Raw genomic sequence first — 15,922 nt, 5'->3', positions numbered from 1 at the left:
AAGGAGTGCTGTCAGACACAGGGACCAGAGGCATGGCAGCGGAAGCATCGGGCAGCGATCTCATTCAGGTGGTGGCGCTGCTTGCCGCAGGAGTCGTCGCCGTTCCGATCTTCAAACGCATGGGGCTGGGCTCGATCCTCGGCTATCTCGCCGCAGGCGTGGTCATCGGCCCGTTCGGTATTGGCATTTTTTCCGAATCGGAAGCCATCCTGCATGTCGCCGAACTCGGCGTGGTCATGTTCCTGTTCATCATCGGGCTGGAGATGCAGCCGTCGCGGCTATGGGGCCTGCGCCGCGAGATTTTCGGCCTCGGCGCGCTGCAGGTCGGCGTCTGCGCATTGCTGCTTACCGGTGTTGGTCTCGCCGGCGGCTTTCCGATCGCGCAATCCTTCGTTGCCGGCGCCGGTTTCGTCCTGACCTCGACGGCTATCGTCATGCAGCTTCTGGAAGAGCGTGGCGAGATGGCCAGCCCCAAGGGCCAGCGCATCGTGTCCATCCTGCTGCTCGAGGATCTGGCAATCGTGCCGCTTCTGGCGCTGGTCGCTTTCCTGGCGCCGGGCGGCAGCGAGATGACCCTGCAGCAACGGCTGACCGAAATCGGCATCGGTCTTGGCGCCATCGTCGGGCTGGTGGTGGCCGGCCGCTATCTGCTCAACCCGTTCTTCCGCATCCTGGCCGACGCCAAGGCGCGCGAAGTCATGACGGCGGCAGCCCTTCTGGTCGTGCTGGGGTCGGCGCTGGTCATGCAGCTTTCCGGCCTCTCGATGGCGATGGGCGCCTTCCTCGCCGGCGTGCTGTTGTCGGAATCGACCTTCCGCCACCAGTTGGAGGCCGACGTCGAGCCATTCCGCGGCATCCTGCTTGGCCTTTTCTTCCTCGCCGTCGGCATGTCGCTCGACCTGCATGTGGTGGCCGACAACTGGCGGCTGATCGCCGTCTATGTCGTCGCCTACATGGCGATGAATGCGCTCGGCATCTACCTCGTCGCCCGCTTGCTGAAGAGCGGTCATCGTGAAGCGCTGGAACGCGCCGTGATCATGGCGCAAGGCGGCGAATTCGCCTTCGTCCTCTATTCGGCCGCAGCGGCGGTTGGCATCATCGACAGCCGGGCCAACGCAACGCTGACCGCGATCATCATCATCTCCATGGTGCTGACGCCGCTGGCCATCATTGCGCTCAAAAATGTGACGCCGCGCGACGAGCAGTCGCTTGAAGGCGTCGACATTGCCGACGGCCTTACCGGCAGTGTGCTGGTCATCGGCTTCGGCCGTTTCGGCCAGATCGCCAGCCAGCCGCTTTTGTTGCGCGGCATCGATGTGTCGATCATCGACAATGATGTCGAAATGATACAGGCGGCCGCCGATTTCGGCTTCAAGGTCTATTATGGCGACGGCACGCGGCTCGACATTCTGCGCGCCGCAGGTGCAGGCCGCGCGCGCGCCGTGCTGATCTGCGTCGACAAGCCGGACGCCGCGGTGCGCATGGCGGAACTGATCAAGGCGGAGTTCCCGCTGCTGACCGTCCTGGCACGCGCGTACGATCGCGGCACCGCGCTCTCGCTCATCCGCGCCGGCGTCGACTTCCAACTGCGCGAGACCTTCGAATCGGCCCTCGTCTTCGGCGGTTCCGCGCTCGAGGTTTTGGGCGTCGAGCCGGAAGATGTCGCCGATGTCATCGAGGATGTGCGACGGCGCGACAATGCCCGACTGGAGACGCAGCTGGCCGAAGGCGTCCGCGCCGGGCAACGTTTCCTCAGGGGCAATACCGGCACGCCGATCCCGACGCCGCTGACGCAACCGCGCCGGCCCGGCCAGGCGCTGAACGAAGAGACGGCCGGCGTGCTGCACAAGCCGGAGCCCGCCGATCAGGGGGAAAGCTGATGACCGCATTGGATGAGCGCGCGCTCGCCGTCACAAAATTCTGGCGCGAGGCCGGCGAAGACGCGTGGTTCGAGAAGAACGACGCCTTCGACGCGGATTTCCGCAGCAGGTTTCTCGACCTGCACTTTGCCGCCGCGCGGCGCGAGTGCGACGCATGGTCGGAGCATGCCGAGGGTTCGCTGGCGCTGATGATCCTGCTCGACCAGTTTCCGCGCAACTGCTTTCGCGGCTCAGGCCATATGTACGCCACCGATCCGCTGGCAAGGCATTTTGCCGCCAAGGCAATCGCCGCCGGCCATGACCTTTCGCTGGAAGAAAACCTGCGCGTCTTCCTGTACCTGCCCTACGAACATTCGGAACTGCCCGCCGACCAGGACAGATCGGTCGAGCTCACCACCGCCAGGGCGCCGGAGTATGTGAAATACGCCATCGAGCACCGCGACATCATCCAGCGCTTCGGCCGCTTTCCGCACAGGAACAAGATGCTTGGCCGCGAGACGACGGCGGACGAACAGGCATTTCTCGATGGCGGCGGCTTCTCCGGTTAACCCAGCCACCAATCGCGGCCGGAAGCCAGCCGCTCTATGCCTGACGTATCGACGGCGCTGAGCCGCTCGGTCACGCTCCTGCCGCCCACCGCCAGATCCGGCGCGATCTCTGCCAAGGGCGCCAGCACGAAGGCGCGCTCCACCATTCGGGGATGCGGCACCTCCAGCCCGGTTTCGTGGATTGTGCGGTCGCCGAACACCAATATGTCGATGTCGATCAGGCGCGGACCCCAGCGCTCCTCGCGCACCCGCTTCAGCTTGCGCTCGGCCTCGAGGCAGAGGTCGAGCAGCGCCCTTGGCGCCAGCGAGGTCGAGATTTCGGCAGCGGCGTTGAGGAAATCCGGCTGGTCGAGCTTGCCCCAGGGCGGCGTGCGGTAAAGTGAGGAGACGGCGACGACGCGCGTGCTCTCGTCGGCGTCGAGCAGGCGCAGCGCCGCCGCCATCGAGGCCGAGGGATCGCCGAGATTGCCGCCAAGGCTGAGATAGACCGTGTTATTGTTACTCTGGCCAGACAACGGTCACCTCGACATAATCGAGCACGCCGGGCACCGGTGCGTTGGGCTTGCGCACGGTGATCTCGGCCTTCCTGATCTGCGGAAACCGTGAAGTCAGCGCCTTCGCTACTTCGAGCGCCAGCGCCTCGATCAGGAAACGGCGATGTCCAGTGACGATCTTTTCAATCACCGTGAAGGCGATGCCGTAATTGACGGTGTCCTCGATGGAATCATCCTCCAGTGGGCGGCTGGGCTCGACCGTCAACTCGGCATCGACATAAAAACGCTGGCCAAGCGCTTCTTCCTCATCCAGCACGCCGTGCCGGGCAAAGAAGGCGCAGTTCTTCATGCGGATGACGTACATTTCTTAGTGTCCTGGCATTTCTTAGTGTCCTGGGCTCAGCGCCCTAGCTTTTCACGCGCCAGCATAGCATCGGCGACCGCCAGTGCGTCCACGTTGATTGCGACATCGTGAACGCGAAACAGATCGGCGCCCTTCAGCCTCAGGATGACACTGGTGGCTGCCGTCCCGGCGGCGCGCGCGGCAGCCTCGCGGCCGGTGACGGTGCCGATGAAGCGTTTTCTGGAGGTGCCGGCCATCAGCGGGAAGCCGAGCGCCCTGAGTTCGGAAAACCGCGCCATCAGGTCGAGGTTTTCCTCAGCCGTCTCCTTGGCGAAGCCGAAGCCGGCATCGAGTACGATATGATCGTCCGTAACGCCGCTGCGCCTGGCGATTTCCAGCGAAGCCTTGAGGAACAAAAACTGGTCGGCGATGACGTCGGGGAGTTTTTGCCGCCCGCGCCCGGTATGCATGATGACCAGTCCGGCGCCGGTCTCGGCGGCGACGCGGGCGATGCCGGGTTCACGCTGCAAGCCCCAGACATCGTTGACGATATGCGCACCGGCGGCGACGGCGGGGCGCGCGGTTTCCTCGCGATAGGTGTCGACCGATATCAGGGCTTCGCCTGAACCGGCGAGTGCTGCGATCACCGGCAGGATGCGGCCCTGCTCTTCTTCAGCAGTTACGGGCGATGCGCCGGGGCGTGTGGATTCCCCGCCGATGTCGATGACGGCAGCGCCCTCTTGCGCCATACGGCGCGCCTGAGCCACCGCCTGATCGGGCGTGATGAACAGTCCGCCATCCGAAAAACTGTCCGGCGTGACGTTGAGAATGCCGACCACAATAGCTTTCTCGCCAAGTTCAAGATGGCGCCCATGCGCCAGTTCCCATCGCCTTGTCGTCATTGTCCTTCAACCATGTGTCTCATTGGCATGTGGCTCATCGGGCGCTTGCAATCCATCACCGATGCGTGATCGGTGGAAGATCAATTCCGTTGCGCCGGCAACGGCCGTAAAGCAAGGTGCGTGAAGAGGCAACATGATGAAACGACCCCTGCTCTGCGCCCTGATGCTGGCTTTGACCGTCCTGCCGGCGAATGCTGCCAATCTGGTGAAGACTTACAGCTATTTTGCCATCGGCGGCAGCACGCTCGATGACATCGAGACGCAATTGTCGAAGCATGGACCCGAGGTGAAAAGCACCGGGATGCGGCATCCAGGCGCCACCCAGATGGCGTTCACCACCCGCATCAGCTACGCGCAAACCGCAGACACCTGCCGCATCGCCAAGGCCGCCGTTACCGTCAAGGTCAAGGTCATCCTTCCGGAGTGGCGCAGGCCGCGCAAGGCCGATCCCGATGTCAGGCTGTTCTGGGACACCCTGTCGGCCGACATCAAGCGCCATGAGGAGCGTCATGTCGAGATCGCCAAGAACCACGGCCGTCTGCTCGAAGACGCGCTGAACGCGAGCTTTGCGCAAAAGACCTGCGCCGGGGCAAAGGCGAAGGCGGCGCAGATCACCGCGGCCGAACTCGCCAGGCATGACCAGGACCAATTGCGCTTCGACCGCGTGGAAGGCGTGAATTTCGAAAGCCGCATCCTGCGGCTGCTGCGCTACCGCATGCAGCGCGTTGAGAACGGCCAGCTTCCGCCCGGCTGAAACACGGACTGATACCAAGCCAATTCTGCCGAAACATGAGGCCAGCCCCAGAAAATTTTCGGGCATAGGTCGAAATCGGCCTATACGGGACGACATATGTCAGGCTCGCAAGATATGTCGGGCTGGCAAGGCGCGAGCTTCGAAACACCAGATCAAGACCAATTGAGGCGGCGCGTAGCGGAGCGGCCATTTGGCGCCGCGCAATCGCTCTCAAACTTTATGGATGAACTGATAAGGACCAAGCTGTCGACAAGCCGGCTAGGCTGCCTCCCGCCGCACCGCTGACGGAAAGCGAGAAGAACGTCATCATCGCCGGCATCCTGCTGTCGATGCTGCTGGCAGCGCTTGACCAGACAATCGTCGCGCCGGCCATGCCGACCATCGGCCGTTCGCTCGGCCATGCCGACTACCTGCCGTGGATCGTGACCGGCTATCTCCTGACGGCGACGGCCATGGCGCCGCTCTACGGCAAGATTTCCGACGTCTATGGCCGCCGGCCGACCGTCTATGCGGCGATCCTGATCTTCCTTCTGGGATCGCTGGTCAGCGCCATGGCCCCCAACATGTTCGTGTTGGTTGTCGGCCGGGCGATCCAGGGTGCGGGCGGCGGCGGCCTGTTCGCCCTGGCGCAGATCGTCATCGGCGACCTGGTGCCGCCGCGCGAACGCGCGCGTTATGCCGCCTGGATTTCGGGCACCTGGGCGGTCGCCAGCATCGCCGGGCCTTTGCTCGGCGGCGGATTTGCCGAACATCTGCATTGGTCGCTGATCTTCTGGATCAATATCCCGCTCGGCATCTTGGCCATGGCCATCATCAACAAGCCGCTGCGCAAACTGCCGGTCGCCGCAAAGCGGCATCGCATCGACGCGCCGGGCGCGCTGCTTCTGGTGGTGGCGACGGCATTGCTGCTTTTGGCCCTCAACTGGGGCGGCAGCGCCTATCCATGGGCCTCGCGCGAGATCGTCGGCCTGCTCGCCTGTTCGGCGGTCTTCTGGGGTGCGTTCGCCCTCAGGCTGATGCGTGCGGCCGAGCCGCTGATTTCGCTTGAAGTGCTGAGCAATCCGATCGTGCTTGCCGGCACGGCGTCGATGTTCCTGCTGCAGGCCGCCAATATCGGCCTGTCGGTGTACCTGCCGGTCTATCTGCAGTCGATCATCGGCCTGTCGGTCAGCCAGTCGGGCCTTGCCATGCTCGGCCTGCTGCTCGGAACGGTCGCCGGCGCGACGTTCAGCGGCCGCACGATACCGCGCTTCTTCCACTACAAGCGTATAGCCATGGTCGGCGTTCTCTTCGCCATTATCTGCCTTGGCGTGCTCAGCCTGGTCGCCGGCCGCGCCTCGCTTCTGGTGGTCGAGCTCTTGACCATCTGCATCGGCCTTGGAAGCGGCACCACCTTCCCGGTCGCCACCGTATCGGTGCAGAACGCCGTCGACCGCGCGCATCTCGGCGTTGCCACCGGCGTGCTGACCTTCCTGCGTTCGCTGGGCAGCGCGCTCGGCGTCGCCATGCTCGGCGCCGTCGCGCTCGGCTATGGCCTGCCGCTTGCCGGCGAAGGCGCGCCGGCTGCCGGACAGATCGTCTCGGCGACGCCCTTCATGATGATCTTCCTTGCCGCGGCCGTCACGCTCGTGCTGGCGCTGATCACGCTGGCGCTGATGCCGGAGAAGTCACTGCGCGGCCGCGACGACGCCGAGGCGCCGGTCGTTCTGGTGGAGTGATCCGGAAAGCCCTGTAGGACCTACTCCACGACACCGAGCTTCTTCTGCAGGCTGGTCGACGACGTCGTGTACTGGAAGACGATGCGCTCGCCCGGGCTGATGATGCGCTTGGCGGCCTGCGCCATCAGCGCCACCTCGTGAAAACCCGACAGGATCAGCTTCAGCTTGCCTGGGTACCAGTTGATGTCGCCGACGGCAAAGATGCCTGGCACCGAAGTCTGGAATTTCTCGGTATCGACCGGGATGAGGTTCTCATGAAGGTTGAGCCCCCATTCGGCGATCGGGCCGAGCTTCATGGTCAGGCCGAAGAACGGCAGCATGCGCGTGCACGGCACCTCGATGTCGCCGTCAGGCCCGCCCTTGATGGTAGCAGAGGCCAGCTCGCCGTCGGCGCCGGTCAGGCCGCTCACCTGGCCGACCCGGAACTCCAGCTGCTTCATCTCCTGCATGGCATACATCTTGTTGACGCTGTCGGGCGCCGCCCTGAATTCCGCGCGCCGGTGGACCAGTGTCACGCTTTTTGCCACCGGCTGCAGGTTCAGCGTCCAGTCGAGTGCGGAATCGCCGCCGCCGACGATGACGAGGTCGTGGCCGCTGAATTCCTCCATACGGCGCACCGAATAGAAGACGCTCCTGCCCTCATAGGCCTCGATGCCGGGAATGGGCGGCCGTTTGGGCTGGAACGAGCCGCCACCGGCGGCGATCACCACCACCTTGGCTTCGAACACCTCGTTCTCGTCGGTGGTGACCCGAAATGAGCCGTCGTCCAGCTTTTCCAGGCTGGAGACCATGCGGTTGAAGGTAAAATCCGGCTTGAACGGGTGAATCTGCTCCAGCAGTCTGTCGACCAGCCCTTGCGCCGAGATCGAGGGCCAGCCTGGAATGTCGTAGATCGGCTTTTCCGGATAGAGTTCGGCGCATTGGCCGCCCGGCCGGTCGAGGATGTCGATCAGATGGCACTTCATGTCGAAGAGGCCGAGTTCGAACACCGCGAACAGGCCGACCGGCCCCGCCCCGACGATGAGTGCGTCCGTCTTGATTACATCGGTCATGCCAGGCGAGCCTCATTGTCAGACTGGGGCGAAACTGGCGCGAGACTGCATGAGCATTGGCCCGCTGCCAAGCGGCGGCGGGAAAAATCAGATGGTACGGGAGATCAACCCTGGCGAGCCGGCACGCGCACGACGAGGCCGTTAAGCGCGTCGCGCACCTTGATCTGGCAGGACAGGCGCGAGTTCGGCTGGACGTCATAGGCAAAGTCCAGCATGTCCTCTTCCATCGCCTCCGGCTCGCCGACCTCGGCCGTCCAGGCTTCGTCGACATAGACATGGCAAGTCGCGCAGGCGCAGGCGCCGCCGCATTCTGCCTCGATGCCCGGCACCGCGTTGCGGATCGCATTCTCCATGACGGTCGAGCCATTTTCGGCCTCGACATCGAAAGGAGTGCCGTCATGGGCAATGAAGGTCAGCTTGGTCATTTGTCACCTGAAGGGAGTCCCAGCCGAGATAATCACTCCGCCGGACAAGTCAACTGCCGCGCGAAAGCGCCGCTTTGTGACGTTTTTTCGGAAAGCTGGCCAAAGCACGCCCTGGCCCCGTCGATTCATCCCGGTGGCCGCTGCCGAGCGGCAGCCATTACCGGCTGATGGCGGCGATGAAATCGCGCACTTCCTCGATCAGGGCGCCGAGGCGCTTGAGGATGCGCGCATCTTCCGGCTGCTGTTCGATCGAGGTGGCGCAGTCGGCGATGGCAAAGGCGCCGACCCCGCGCGCCGAACCTTTCAGCCCATGCGCCAGAAGCAGTCGCTCCCTGACGTCGGCATCGACAATTCTGTCGCGGACGGAAAGCGCCTGCTGTACGAACAGTGCCAATACCTCCTGTTCGAGGGCGCGATCGCCCATTGTCTGACGGGCCAGATGGGCCAGATCCACTGGGCGCGAACGGGCCGGTCCCGACGCATCGCCGCCCGGCATTGAGAAGGCAATGCCGCTTTCACCGCGTACCAATTTGAAACTCCTTGTGCCGATCGCCGAAAAAACTAGGCGATTTCCGTCGCCAACGCGTTAATGACTGGGCTGGAAAATTGTTGCCGTTGAGACGGTTAGATCACGTTGTCGTTAACCTTATATTTAAAGTTTTACGTATCTCGCGGAATGCATGTTTTCTTTACCCCTGTGTGTCATTACGATACGAAGGTCCATTTTCAGCCTCCTGCGTGGGATAAGACGAGCCAGAATCAGGCAAAAATAAGAAGTCCCTCGGCAGCTAGTACAGGGTAGCGAAGGCATGGCGAAGAAACCAACGACGACCAGAACTCTCGACAGCGACGTAGCCAGGGAACTCGAAAAGGCACTAGACCTCGATCTCAGCGGAGACGGCAGCGGCGATCTCGATATCGCGGCGTCGATGGAAGATCTGGAAGCGCAGATATCGCAGGCCGCGGACGAACTGGCGCGCGAAGGCCGCCCCCAGAAGCCCGCCCCCGCTCAAAACGCGCCCGTCCAACAAAACCAGAGTGCGAAGCCGGCGGCCAAGCCCGCCGAGCTGCGCCCGGTCGAATCGCGCAACAGCGCCCAGCCAGCCGGCTTCAAGCCGGCAAACGATGACCGCCAGAAAGATTACAAGACGCTGCTGCACAGCCTCAACCGGCGCGCGTCTAGCACGATCTATTGGGTCGTGGCGTTCGTGTCGCTGGCCTGGATCGCCGGCGCCGGCGGCCTCGCCAATCTGCTGTTTGGCCCCAGCATCTGGAAAATTCGTACGTTCGATCAAATCCTGGCCCGCCCTGAACTGATCGGCCTGGCGATCGCGGCAATCATACCGGTCGTCCTTTTTTGGGCCTTCGCGGCGATGATCCGCCGTGCGCAGGAAATGCGCATTGCCGCGCAGTCGATGACGGAGGTGGCTTTCCGCTTGGCGGAGCCGGAAAACCTCGCCCAAGACCGCGTGATGATGATCGGCCAGGCCGTTCGCCGTGAAGTGGCGGCGATGGGCGAAGGCATTGAGCGCACGCTGGCGCGCGCCGTCGAGCTCGAAACTCTGGTCCACAGCGAGGTCAACCAGATCGAACGCTCCTATTCGGAGAATGAATCGCGCATCCGGTCGCTGGTCGACGGGCTGGGCAGCGAGCGCGAAGCCGTCGTCACTCATGCCGAGCGCGTGCGCGCCTCGATCACCGGCGCGCACGAAACGCTGAAGGACGAGATCGGCGCCGCCTCCGACATTATTCGCGACTCTATCCTCAACGCGTCGACCAAGCTGTCGATGACGATCACGAATTCCGGCGACACACTGATCGACCGCATCAATGAAAGCTCGATGTCGATCTTCGATTCCGTCGAAACCCGGCTGGATTCAATCACCGACAGGCTGTCGACGTCGGGCGAAGCCTTTGCTTCGCTGCTCGACACCCGCATCGCCAAGCTGACGGACACCACAGACGGCCTGACCCGGTCGCTGACCGACCTGCTCGACGACCGCACCACCGGTATGGTGTCGCTGCTCGGCGGCGCCGCCCGCACCCTGAGCTCGGAATTCGAGTCCAGCCTGAACGGCATCGAGCGGACGCTGGCCGAGCGCGGCCAGGCGCTGATCAGCGAATTTCAGACCCGCGCCGAAGCACTCGATACCGGCACGCAGAAGCTCAACGCCGCGCTCGAGGCGCGCGCCCGCCAGATCAACGAAACGCTGGTCGAGCGCGCCCGCGAGATCGCCCACACCTTTGCCGAGAGCAAGGATCATTTGTCGGCCATGATCGATCAGGGCAAGACCCAGATCGGCGCCGACATGGCCGACATCGTCTCGTCGACCTCGTCGATGCTCGAAGCCCGCGCCAGCGATTTCGCTGGCCGGATGGAAGCCGCCCGCCATGTCGTGTCGCGCTCATTCGACACCGACATCCAGCGTCTTGCCGATGCCCGCGTCGGCATCGAGGACGCCGTCGAAAACCACAGCCGCAAGCTGTCCGAAAGCCGCGAACGCATGGCGGCTGCCATGCAGGCGGACCTGGCGAAGTTCGCCGAGGGCCGCGCCGGCATCGATGCGGCCGTAACCAACCAGGTGCAGAAGCTGGCCGAAGGCCGCAACCTGATCTCGCGCGCCCTGGAAGAGGATCTACGCAAGGTCAACGAATCGCGCGCCGCCATCGACGCGTCGCTGGGCAGCCATCTCGAGCGGCTTGAAGAAGGCCGCAACCGGCTCAACCAGGCTTTGCATGAAGACTCCGGAAAACTTGTGCAAGCCCGTACGATCATTGACGAAATGGTCGCCGGACATGTCGGTAAACTGGCCGAAGGCCGCAACATTCTGTCGCGCGCCCTGGAAGCCGATCTCGGCAAGCTCGCCGACAGCCGCGCCTCGATTGACGGGCTGGTCGCCGGCCAGGTTGAAAAGATCGCCGAAGGCCGCGCCATCCTGACCAAGGCGCTCGAAAACGACATTATCGGCATCAAGGGCGTGATCGAGAACCACTCGGCGAAACTGGCCGAGGACCGCACCGAACTCAGCAAGGCGCTGGAGAACGACCTATCCGGCATCAGGGGCCTGCTCTCCGACCATTCGAGCCGGCTTGCCGACGATCGTGGCCTGTTGTCACAGACGCTCGAGGCCGACCTCGCCAAGCTCGCCGAGAGCCGGTCGAGCATCGACGGGCTGGTCGCCGGCCAGGTCGAGAAGCTGGCCGAGGGGCGCGATATCCTCAAGCGCGCGCTCGAAGCCGACCTCAACACCATCAAGGGTGCCATCGCGGGTCATTCCGACAAGGTGGCGGACGAGCGCGGTCAGCTTTCCAAGGCATTGGAGGCCGACCTGCAAAATGTGAACAGCCTGATCGCCGACCACTCGAGCCGGCTTGTCCAGGATCGTTCGACGCTATCCCAGGCGCTTAAGGATGACCTTCAGAATGTTAACAGCCTGATCACCGACCACTCGAGCCGGCTTGTCCAGGATCGTTCGACGCTATCCCAGGCGCTTCAGGACGATTTGCACAATGTCAGCGGCATCATGGCCGATCATCAAAACAGGCTCGTCCAGGACCGTTCGGCGCTCTCAAAGGCATTGGAAGACGACATCGCCAAGCTGGCGGAGAGCCGCTCCAACATCGATGGGCTGGTCGCCGGACAGGTCGAGAAGCTCGCCGAGGGCCGCGACATCCTCACACGGGCGCTCGAAGCCGATCTCAATGCGATCAGGAGCGCCATTGCCGACCAGTCGCAGAAGCTGAGCGAAAACCGTGGCGAGTTCGCACGGGTGCTGGAAGCGGATTTGGAAAATGTCAACAGCCTGATCGAGGGTCACAGCGACAAGCTCGTTCGGGATCGCGCGACGCTGTCGAAGGCTCTCGAGGACGACCTCACCAAGCTGGCCGAGAGCCGGTCGAGCATCGACGGACTGGTCGCGGGCCAGGTCGAGAAGCTGGCCGAGGGCCGAGACATCTTGAAGCGTGCGCTGGAAGCCGACCTGCAGAAGCTGTCGGCAAGCCGCGGTGAGGTTGACGACATCATCGCCGGCCATGTCGGCAAGCTGGCCGAAGGCCGCAACATGTTGACCCAGGCGCTGGAAGACGATCTGGCAAAGCTCGCCGACATACGTAAGGATGTCGACCGCTCGCTGTCGGGCCATATCGACCAGATTGCCGGCAGAAGCACCGATATCTCGGCGGCAATCGCTGCCGATGTCGAGAAGATCGAGCAGGCCTTCAGCAAGCAGACCGGCATCATCGAAGAGCGCGCCGGAACCATGGAGCGCGCGTTGTCGGTGGGTGTCGACAATGTCCGCAGCGTGCTTGAAAAGAGCGCCGTCTTCGTTGCCGGCGCGCTCCGCGAGAAGGTGATGGAAGTCACCAGCGCGCTGCACGAACAGGCCGGTGCTGCCTTCAGTGACGCCGACCGCAAGATCGCCGAGCGTGCCGAGCAGACCTCGGCCGCCCTTTTGGCCCGGGCCGAGGACATCGCCCGCACCTTCGAGGACGCGGATCGCCGTCTGCACGCCCGTGCCGAGGACACATCGAGCGCCCTGATTGCTCGCGCCGAGGATACGACGAATGCCTTGCTTGCTCGCGCCGAAGACACAACGAGCGTGCTGCTTGCCCGGCACGACGAGACGTCGAACTCGCTGCTCGCCCGCGCCGAAGAAACGGCCGGACGGCTGGCTGCCCGCGCCGGCGAGATCGCCGGCACGTTCGACGCCGCCGACCAGAAGCTGGTCGCCCGCGCGGTGGAGACGGCGCAGTCGCTGGCCGACCGCGCCGGCGACATCCTGCGTAACTTCGAGGGCGCCGACCAGCGGCTGAGCATGCGCATCGGCGAATCCGCCGAAGCGCTGGCCGCCCGCGCCTCGGACCTTGGCCGCATCTTCGACGCCGCCGACCAACAGCTGATCTCGCGCATCGCCGAGGGTTCGGACGCGCTGTCAGCCCGCGCCACCGAGATCAGCCGCATCTTCGACGAGGCCGATCACCGCCTGGTGTCGCGCATCGCCGACTCCACTTCGACGATCGGCGAGCATGCCGACAACATCGTCGGCGCCTTCGCCAGCACCGAGCAGCGTGTTGCCGAACGTGCACGCCAGACCGGCCAGGAACTTGCCGTCCACGCCCGCGAGATGGAGCAGGCTCTTGCCGGCGCCGATGAGCGGCTGGCCGCGAGCGTTGCGTCCGCAGCTTCGCGCGTCGAGGAACAGGTCGCCAACGTCGAGAACCGCCTTCTTTATACGACGGAGACGATGGGCCAGAAGCTCAACGAGCAGGTTTCCAGCGCAGAAGCTCAGCTGATCTCGCGCGCCAACACGATTGCGGAGACTTTTACCGCGGTCGGCCAGCACATCGGCCAAAGCACCAACGACGCTGCCAAGACAATCGGCACCAATACCCGCGAGCTCAACACGATGCTGGCGGCGCGTTCGGCCGAGATGGCGAAGATCCTGGACGAAACCGCGCGGCCGCTGGTCGAGCGCTTCGCCCAGGGCGGCTCGGAACTGCAAAAGAGCATGGAAGAGGTCACCGAACGCGCGACCGAGAAGCTGCGCAGCGAAAATGCCGCCCTCGTCAACGCGCTCGCCAGCCGCACCGCCGAAACGCTGTCGGCCGTCGAAGGCGCGCGCTCGTCGCTCGCCGATAGCGTCGCCGACCTCATCGGCCGCATGAGCGTCTCCAGCTCGCAGCTTGGTGAGCTGATCGAACAGGCGGCGATCAACCTCGGCCAGGTTGACGAACGTCTGAGCGGCAGCACGCAAAGCTTCGCGGCAACCACCGAAAAGGCCGCGCAGACCTTCGCCAGCTCGGCACGCCTGGTCGATTCGAACACGACGCGGCTTACCGAACTGTCGTCGTCGACCCTGCGCGAAGTGGCCTCGATCGCCACCAAGTTCGACGAGCACAGCCGCTTGCTGTCCTCGGCTTCGGATCTGTTGAGCTCGGCGCAGAGCAATCTGGAGCACACGCTTGAGCGGCAATCGTCGCTCGAAGATCTCGCCGTCGGCCTGGTCAAGAAGTCGGAAGACCTCGAGAAGGTGATGCGTTCGTTCGAAAACCTTGTCGGCCAGACGATGCAGAATGCCGAAGGCAAGACGCTGGCATCAGCCGACAAGATCCGCATCGCCATAACGGAAGTGGTCGATTCGGCAACCAGCCGGTTCGCCGATGCGACCGAGGAGATGCGGCGCACCGCAAGCTCGATCAAGAGCGAGCTCGACCTCACCCGCGCCGAGCTCAAGAAGGGCGTCATCGAGATGCCGGAAGAGGCCAAGGAATCGACCTCGGCGATCCGCCGTGCCGTTGCCGAGCAGATCAACGCGCTCAAGGAACTTTCGGACATCGTTGCGAAATCGGGACGCGGCGGCGACAATGCCGAACCGCGCGCCCTGCGCCCGGCGCCGCAGGCGCCAGTGCAGCGCCCGGCCGAGCCGGTACGCCGCCCGCCGCCGGCGCCACAGCCGGAGCGCCCTGCTCCGCAGGCGCCGCTCGGCGGCCTGCGTGGCACGCTCGATATCGAACGCCCTGCCGAAGCACCGCGCCAGCGCGACGCCAACGCCCGCACGCCGCAAGGCGGGTGGGTGCGCGATCTCCTGACCGGGGCATCGCGCGAGGAGGAAGTCGCCAGGCCGGCAGCGCCCGCGGAAGCACCGCGCGCAACTCCCGCCCAGCGCTCGCCGCTGCATGTCATGGAGTCGCTCAACTCGCTCTCGGTCGATATCGCCCGGGCGATCGACCACGACGCCTCTATCGAGCTGTGGAACCGCTACCGGCGCGGCGAGCGTGACGTGTTCACGCGCCGCCTCTACACGCTCAAGGGCCAGCAAACCTTCGATGAAATCCGCCGCAAATATCAGGCAGAGGCGGAGTTCCGCGCCGCTGTCGACCGCTACTGCGACGATTTCGAGAAGCTGCTCAAGGACGTCTCGCGCAACGACCGCGACAACATCATGGCGCAGACCTACCTGACGTCGGACACCGGCAAGGTCTACACCATGCTGGCCCATGCGAGCGGCCGTTTGCACTAGCTACGATTGCTGCATCAAAATGAAAAAGGCGGGAAATTTCCCGCCTTTTTCGTTTGTCATGGATCGAACAATGACGAGCGCAAAGAACTCAGGCTGCCCTTGCTGGCGCGATGGGCTGCAAGCTATGCCTCCAGCATGAGGAAATACGGTCGCACCTTTCATCTGCCGATATCGGTCGGAGCCACCAGCGACGACAAGGTCATGGCGTCGCTTGAAGGACTAAGGGTGGCTGATCTTGTGGTCACCGAGAAGATGGATGGAGAGAACACAACCCTTCATCGCGATGGCTCTCACGCGCGCAGTCCCGATAGCCGTTATCATCCACCCCGAGACTGGCTGAAGGCATTTGCAGCAAATGTTTCACCGCAACTTGCTGACGATGAACGGATTGTCGGCGAGAACCTCTATGCCCGACATTCGGTTGCGTATGATGCGCTGCCGTCATTTTTTCTTGGCTTTGCATGGATCATCGGGGCCGAAATTCAACCGTGGGATTTGACCCTGGCCCGGTTTGAGGAACTGGGCATCACTCCTGTTCCCACGCTCTATCGTGGGCCTTTCAGCCCCAACCTCTTCGATAATCTGGCTGCGTCCCTGGATAAGGCCAAGCAAGAAGGCTTTGTGGCTAGGGTTGCCGAAGCATTTGCTGAGGCAGACATGCCCATTCGCATGGGCAAATATGTACGGGCAGGACATGTCCAGAGTGAAACCCACTGGATGAAGGCAGAACTGATCACCAACCGTCTGCCAGGCGGCTAAGGTTCCTGGGTCTCAAGCGCCTCGCCGG

12 protein-coding genes are annotated in these 15,922 nt (G+C 63.7%); 6 read left to right on the top strand and 6 right to left on the bottom strand.

Translation table 11 applies throughout. The annotated features are described in order from the left end of the window. Positions 1–32 precede the first annotated feature (32 nt). On the top strand, positions 33–1,880 hold the full coding sequence (locus tag NKH22_RS19440; protein WP_023748742.1) for a monovalent cation:proton antiporter-2 (CPA2) family protein: 1,848 nt from the start codon (positions 33–35) through the stop codon (positions 1,878–1,880). Beyond that, positions 1,880–2,428, top strand: coding sequence for a DUF924 family protein (locus NKH22_RS19435; RefSeq protein WP_031243621.1), 549 nt, complete (start codon positions 1,880–1,882; stop codon positions 2,426–2,428). Before NKH22_RS19440 ends, NKH22_RS19435 begins: the two co-directional genes overlap by 1 nt. Here NKH22_RS19435 and folK read toward each other — a convergent pair. Genes folK through folP form a run of 3 tightly spaced genes read right to left on the bottom strand, consistent with a single transcriptional unit; the run spans position 2,425 to position 4,167 of the window. Further along, positions 2,425–2,943 (bottom strand): 2-amino-4-hydroxy-6-hydroxymethyldihydropteridine diphosphokinase, encoded by a 519-nt coding sequence (gene folK, locus NKH22_RS19430; RefSeq protein WP_023685987.1) that lies wholly within the window; start codon positions 2,941–2,943, stop codon positions 2,425–2,427. The two genes, NKH22_RS19435 and folK, sit on opposite strands and share 4 nt — an antisense overlap. After that, complete coding sequence (gene folB, locus NKH22_RS19425) at positions 2,927–3,286, bottom strand: dihydroneopterin aldolase (protein ID WP_023673502.1); 360 nt, start codon at positions 3,284–3,286, stop codon at positions 2,927–2,929. The genes folK and folB overlap by 17 nt, the downstream gene beginning before the upstream one ends. A 35-nt stretch (positions 3,287–3,321) precedes the next feature. Beyond that, the gene (folP, locus tag NKH22_RS19420; RefSeq protein ID WP_352802730.1) at positions 3,322–4,167 is read right to left on the bottom strand and encodes a dihydropteroate synthase; all 846 of its coding nucleotides are present in this window, start codon (positions 4,165–4,167) and stop codon (positions 3,322–3,324) included. A gap of 133 nt (positions 4,168–4,300) precedes the next feature. Between folP and NKH22_RS19415 the strand changes: the two genes are divergently transcribed. Next, a complete protein-coding gene (locus tag NKH22_RS19415; RefSeq protein WP_023728091.1) occupies positions 4,301–4,921 on the top strand; it encodes a DUF922 domain-containing Zn-dependent protease in 621 nt (206 codons plus the stop codon). Positions 4,922–5,250: 329 nt separating this feature from the next. Beyond that, a complete protein-coding gene (locus tag NKH22_RS19410) occupies positions 5,251–6,639 on the top strand; it encodes an MDR family MFS transporter (RefSeq protein WP_352910598.1) in 1,389 nt (462 codons plus the stop codon). Positions 6,640–6,659: 20 nt separating this feature from the next. Here the strand turns inward: NKH22_RS19410 and NKH22_RS19405 are convergent, their stop codons facing one another. From NKH22_RS19405 to NKH22_RS19395, 3 genes are all read right to left on the bottom strand, one after another. Beyond that, a complete protein-coding gene (locus NKH22_RS19405; protein ID WP_352910596.1) occupies positions 6,660–7,691 on the bottom strand; it encodes an NAD(P)/FAD-dependent oxidoreductase in 1,032 nt (343 codons plus the stop codon). Between the two features lie 104 nt (positions 7,692–7,795). Further along, positions 7,796–8,116 carry a 2Fe-2S iron-sulfur cluster-binding protein gene (locus tag NKH22_RS19400; protein ID WP_352910593.1) on the bottom strand — a complete coding sequence of 107 codons (321 nt, stop codon included), beginning with the start codon at positions 8,114–8,116 and terminating at the stop codon, positions 7,796–7,798. Positions 8,117–8,273: 157 nt separating this feature from the next. Beyond that, positions 8,274–8,612: an Hpt domain-containing protein gene (locus NKH22_RS19395; RefSeq protein WP_023706163.1), complete on the bottom strand. Its 339-nt coding sequence runs from the start codon at positions 8,610–8,612 to the stop codon at positions 8,274–8,276. A gap of 313 nt (positions 8,613–8,925) precedes the next feature. Between NKH22_RS19395 and NKH22_RS19390 the strand changes: the two genes are divergently transcribed. Together NKH22_RS19390 and NKH22_RS19385 are read left to right on the top strand one after the other, a co-directional pair. Next, positions 8,926–15,135 carry an apolipoprotein A-IV repeat region-like domain-containing protein gene (locus tag NKH22_RS19390; protein WP_352910591.1) on the top strand — a complete coding sequence of 2,070 codons (6,210 nt, stop codon included), beginning with the start codon at positions 8,926–8,928 and terminating at the stop codon, positions 15,133–15,135. A 6-nt stretch (positions 15,136–15,141) separates the two neighbouring features. Next, positions 15,142–15,894, top strand: coding sequence for an RNA ligase family protein (locus NKH22_RS19385; RefSeq protein WP_352910588.1), 753 nt, complete (start codon positions 15,142–15,144; stop codon positions 15,892–15,894). Positions 15,895–15,922 lie beyond the last annotated feature (28 nt).

It is taken from the genome of Mesorhizobium sp. M1252 (assembly GCF_040318265.1).
Classification (GTDB): Bacteria; Pseudomonadota; Alphaproteobacteria; order Rhizobiales; family Rhizobiaceae; genus Mesorhizobium.
The sequence above is the reverse complement of the archived record's forward strand: the minus strand, read 5'-3'. Positions and strand labels throughout refer to the sequence as shown.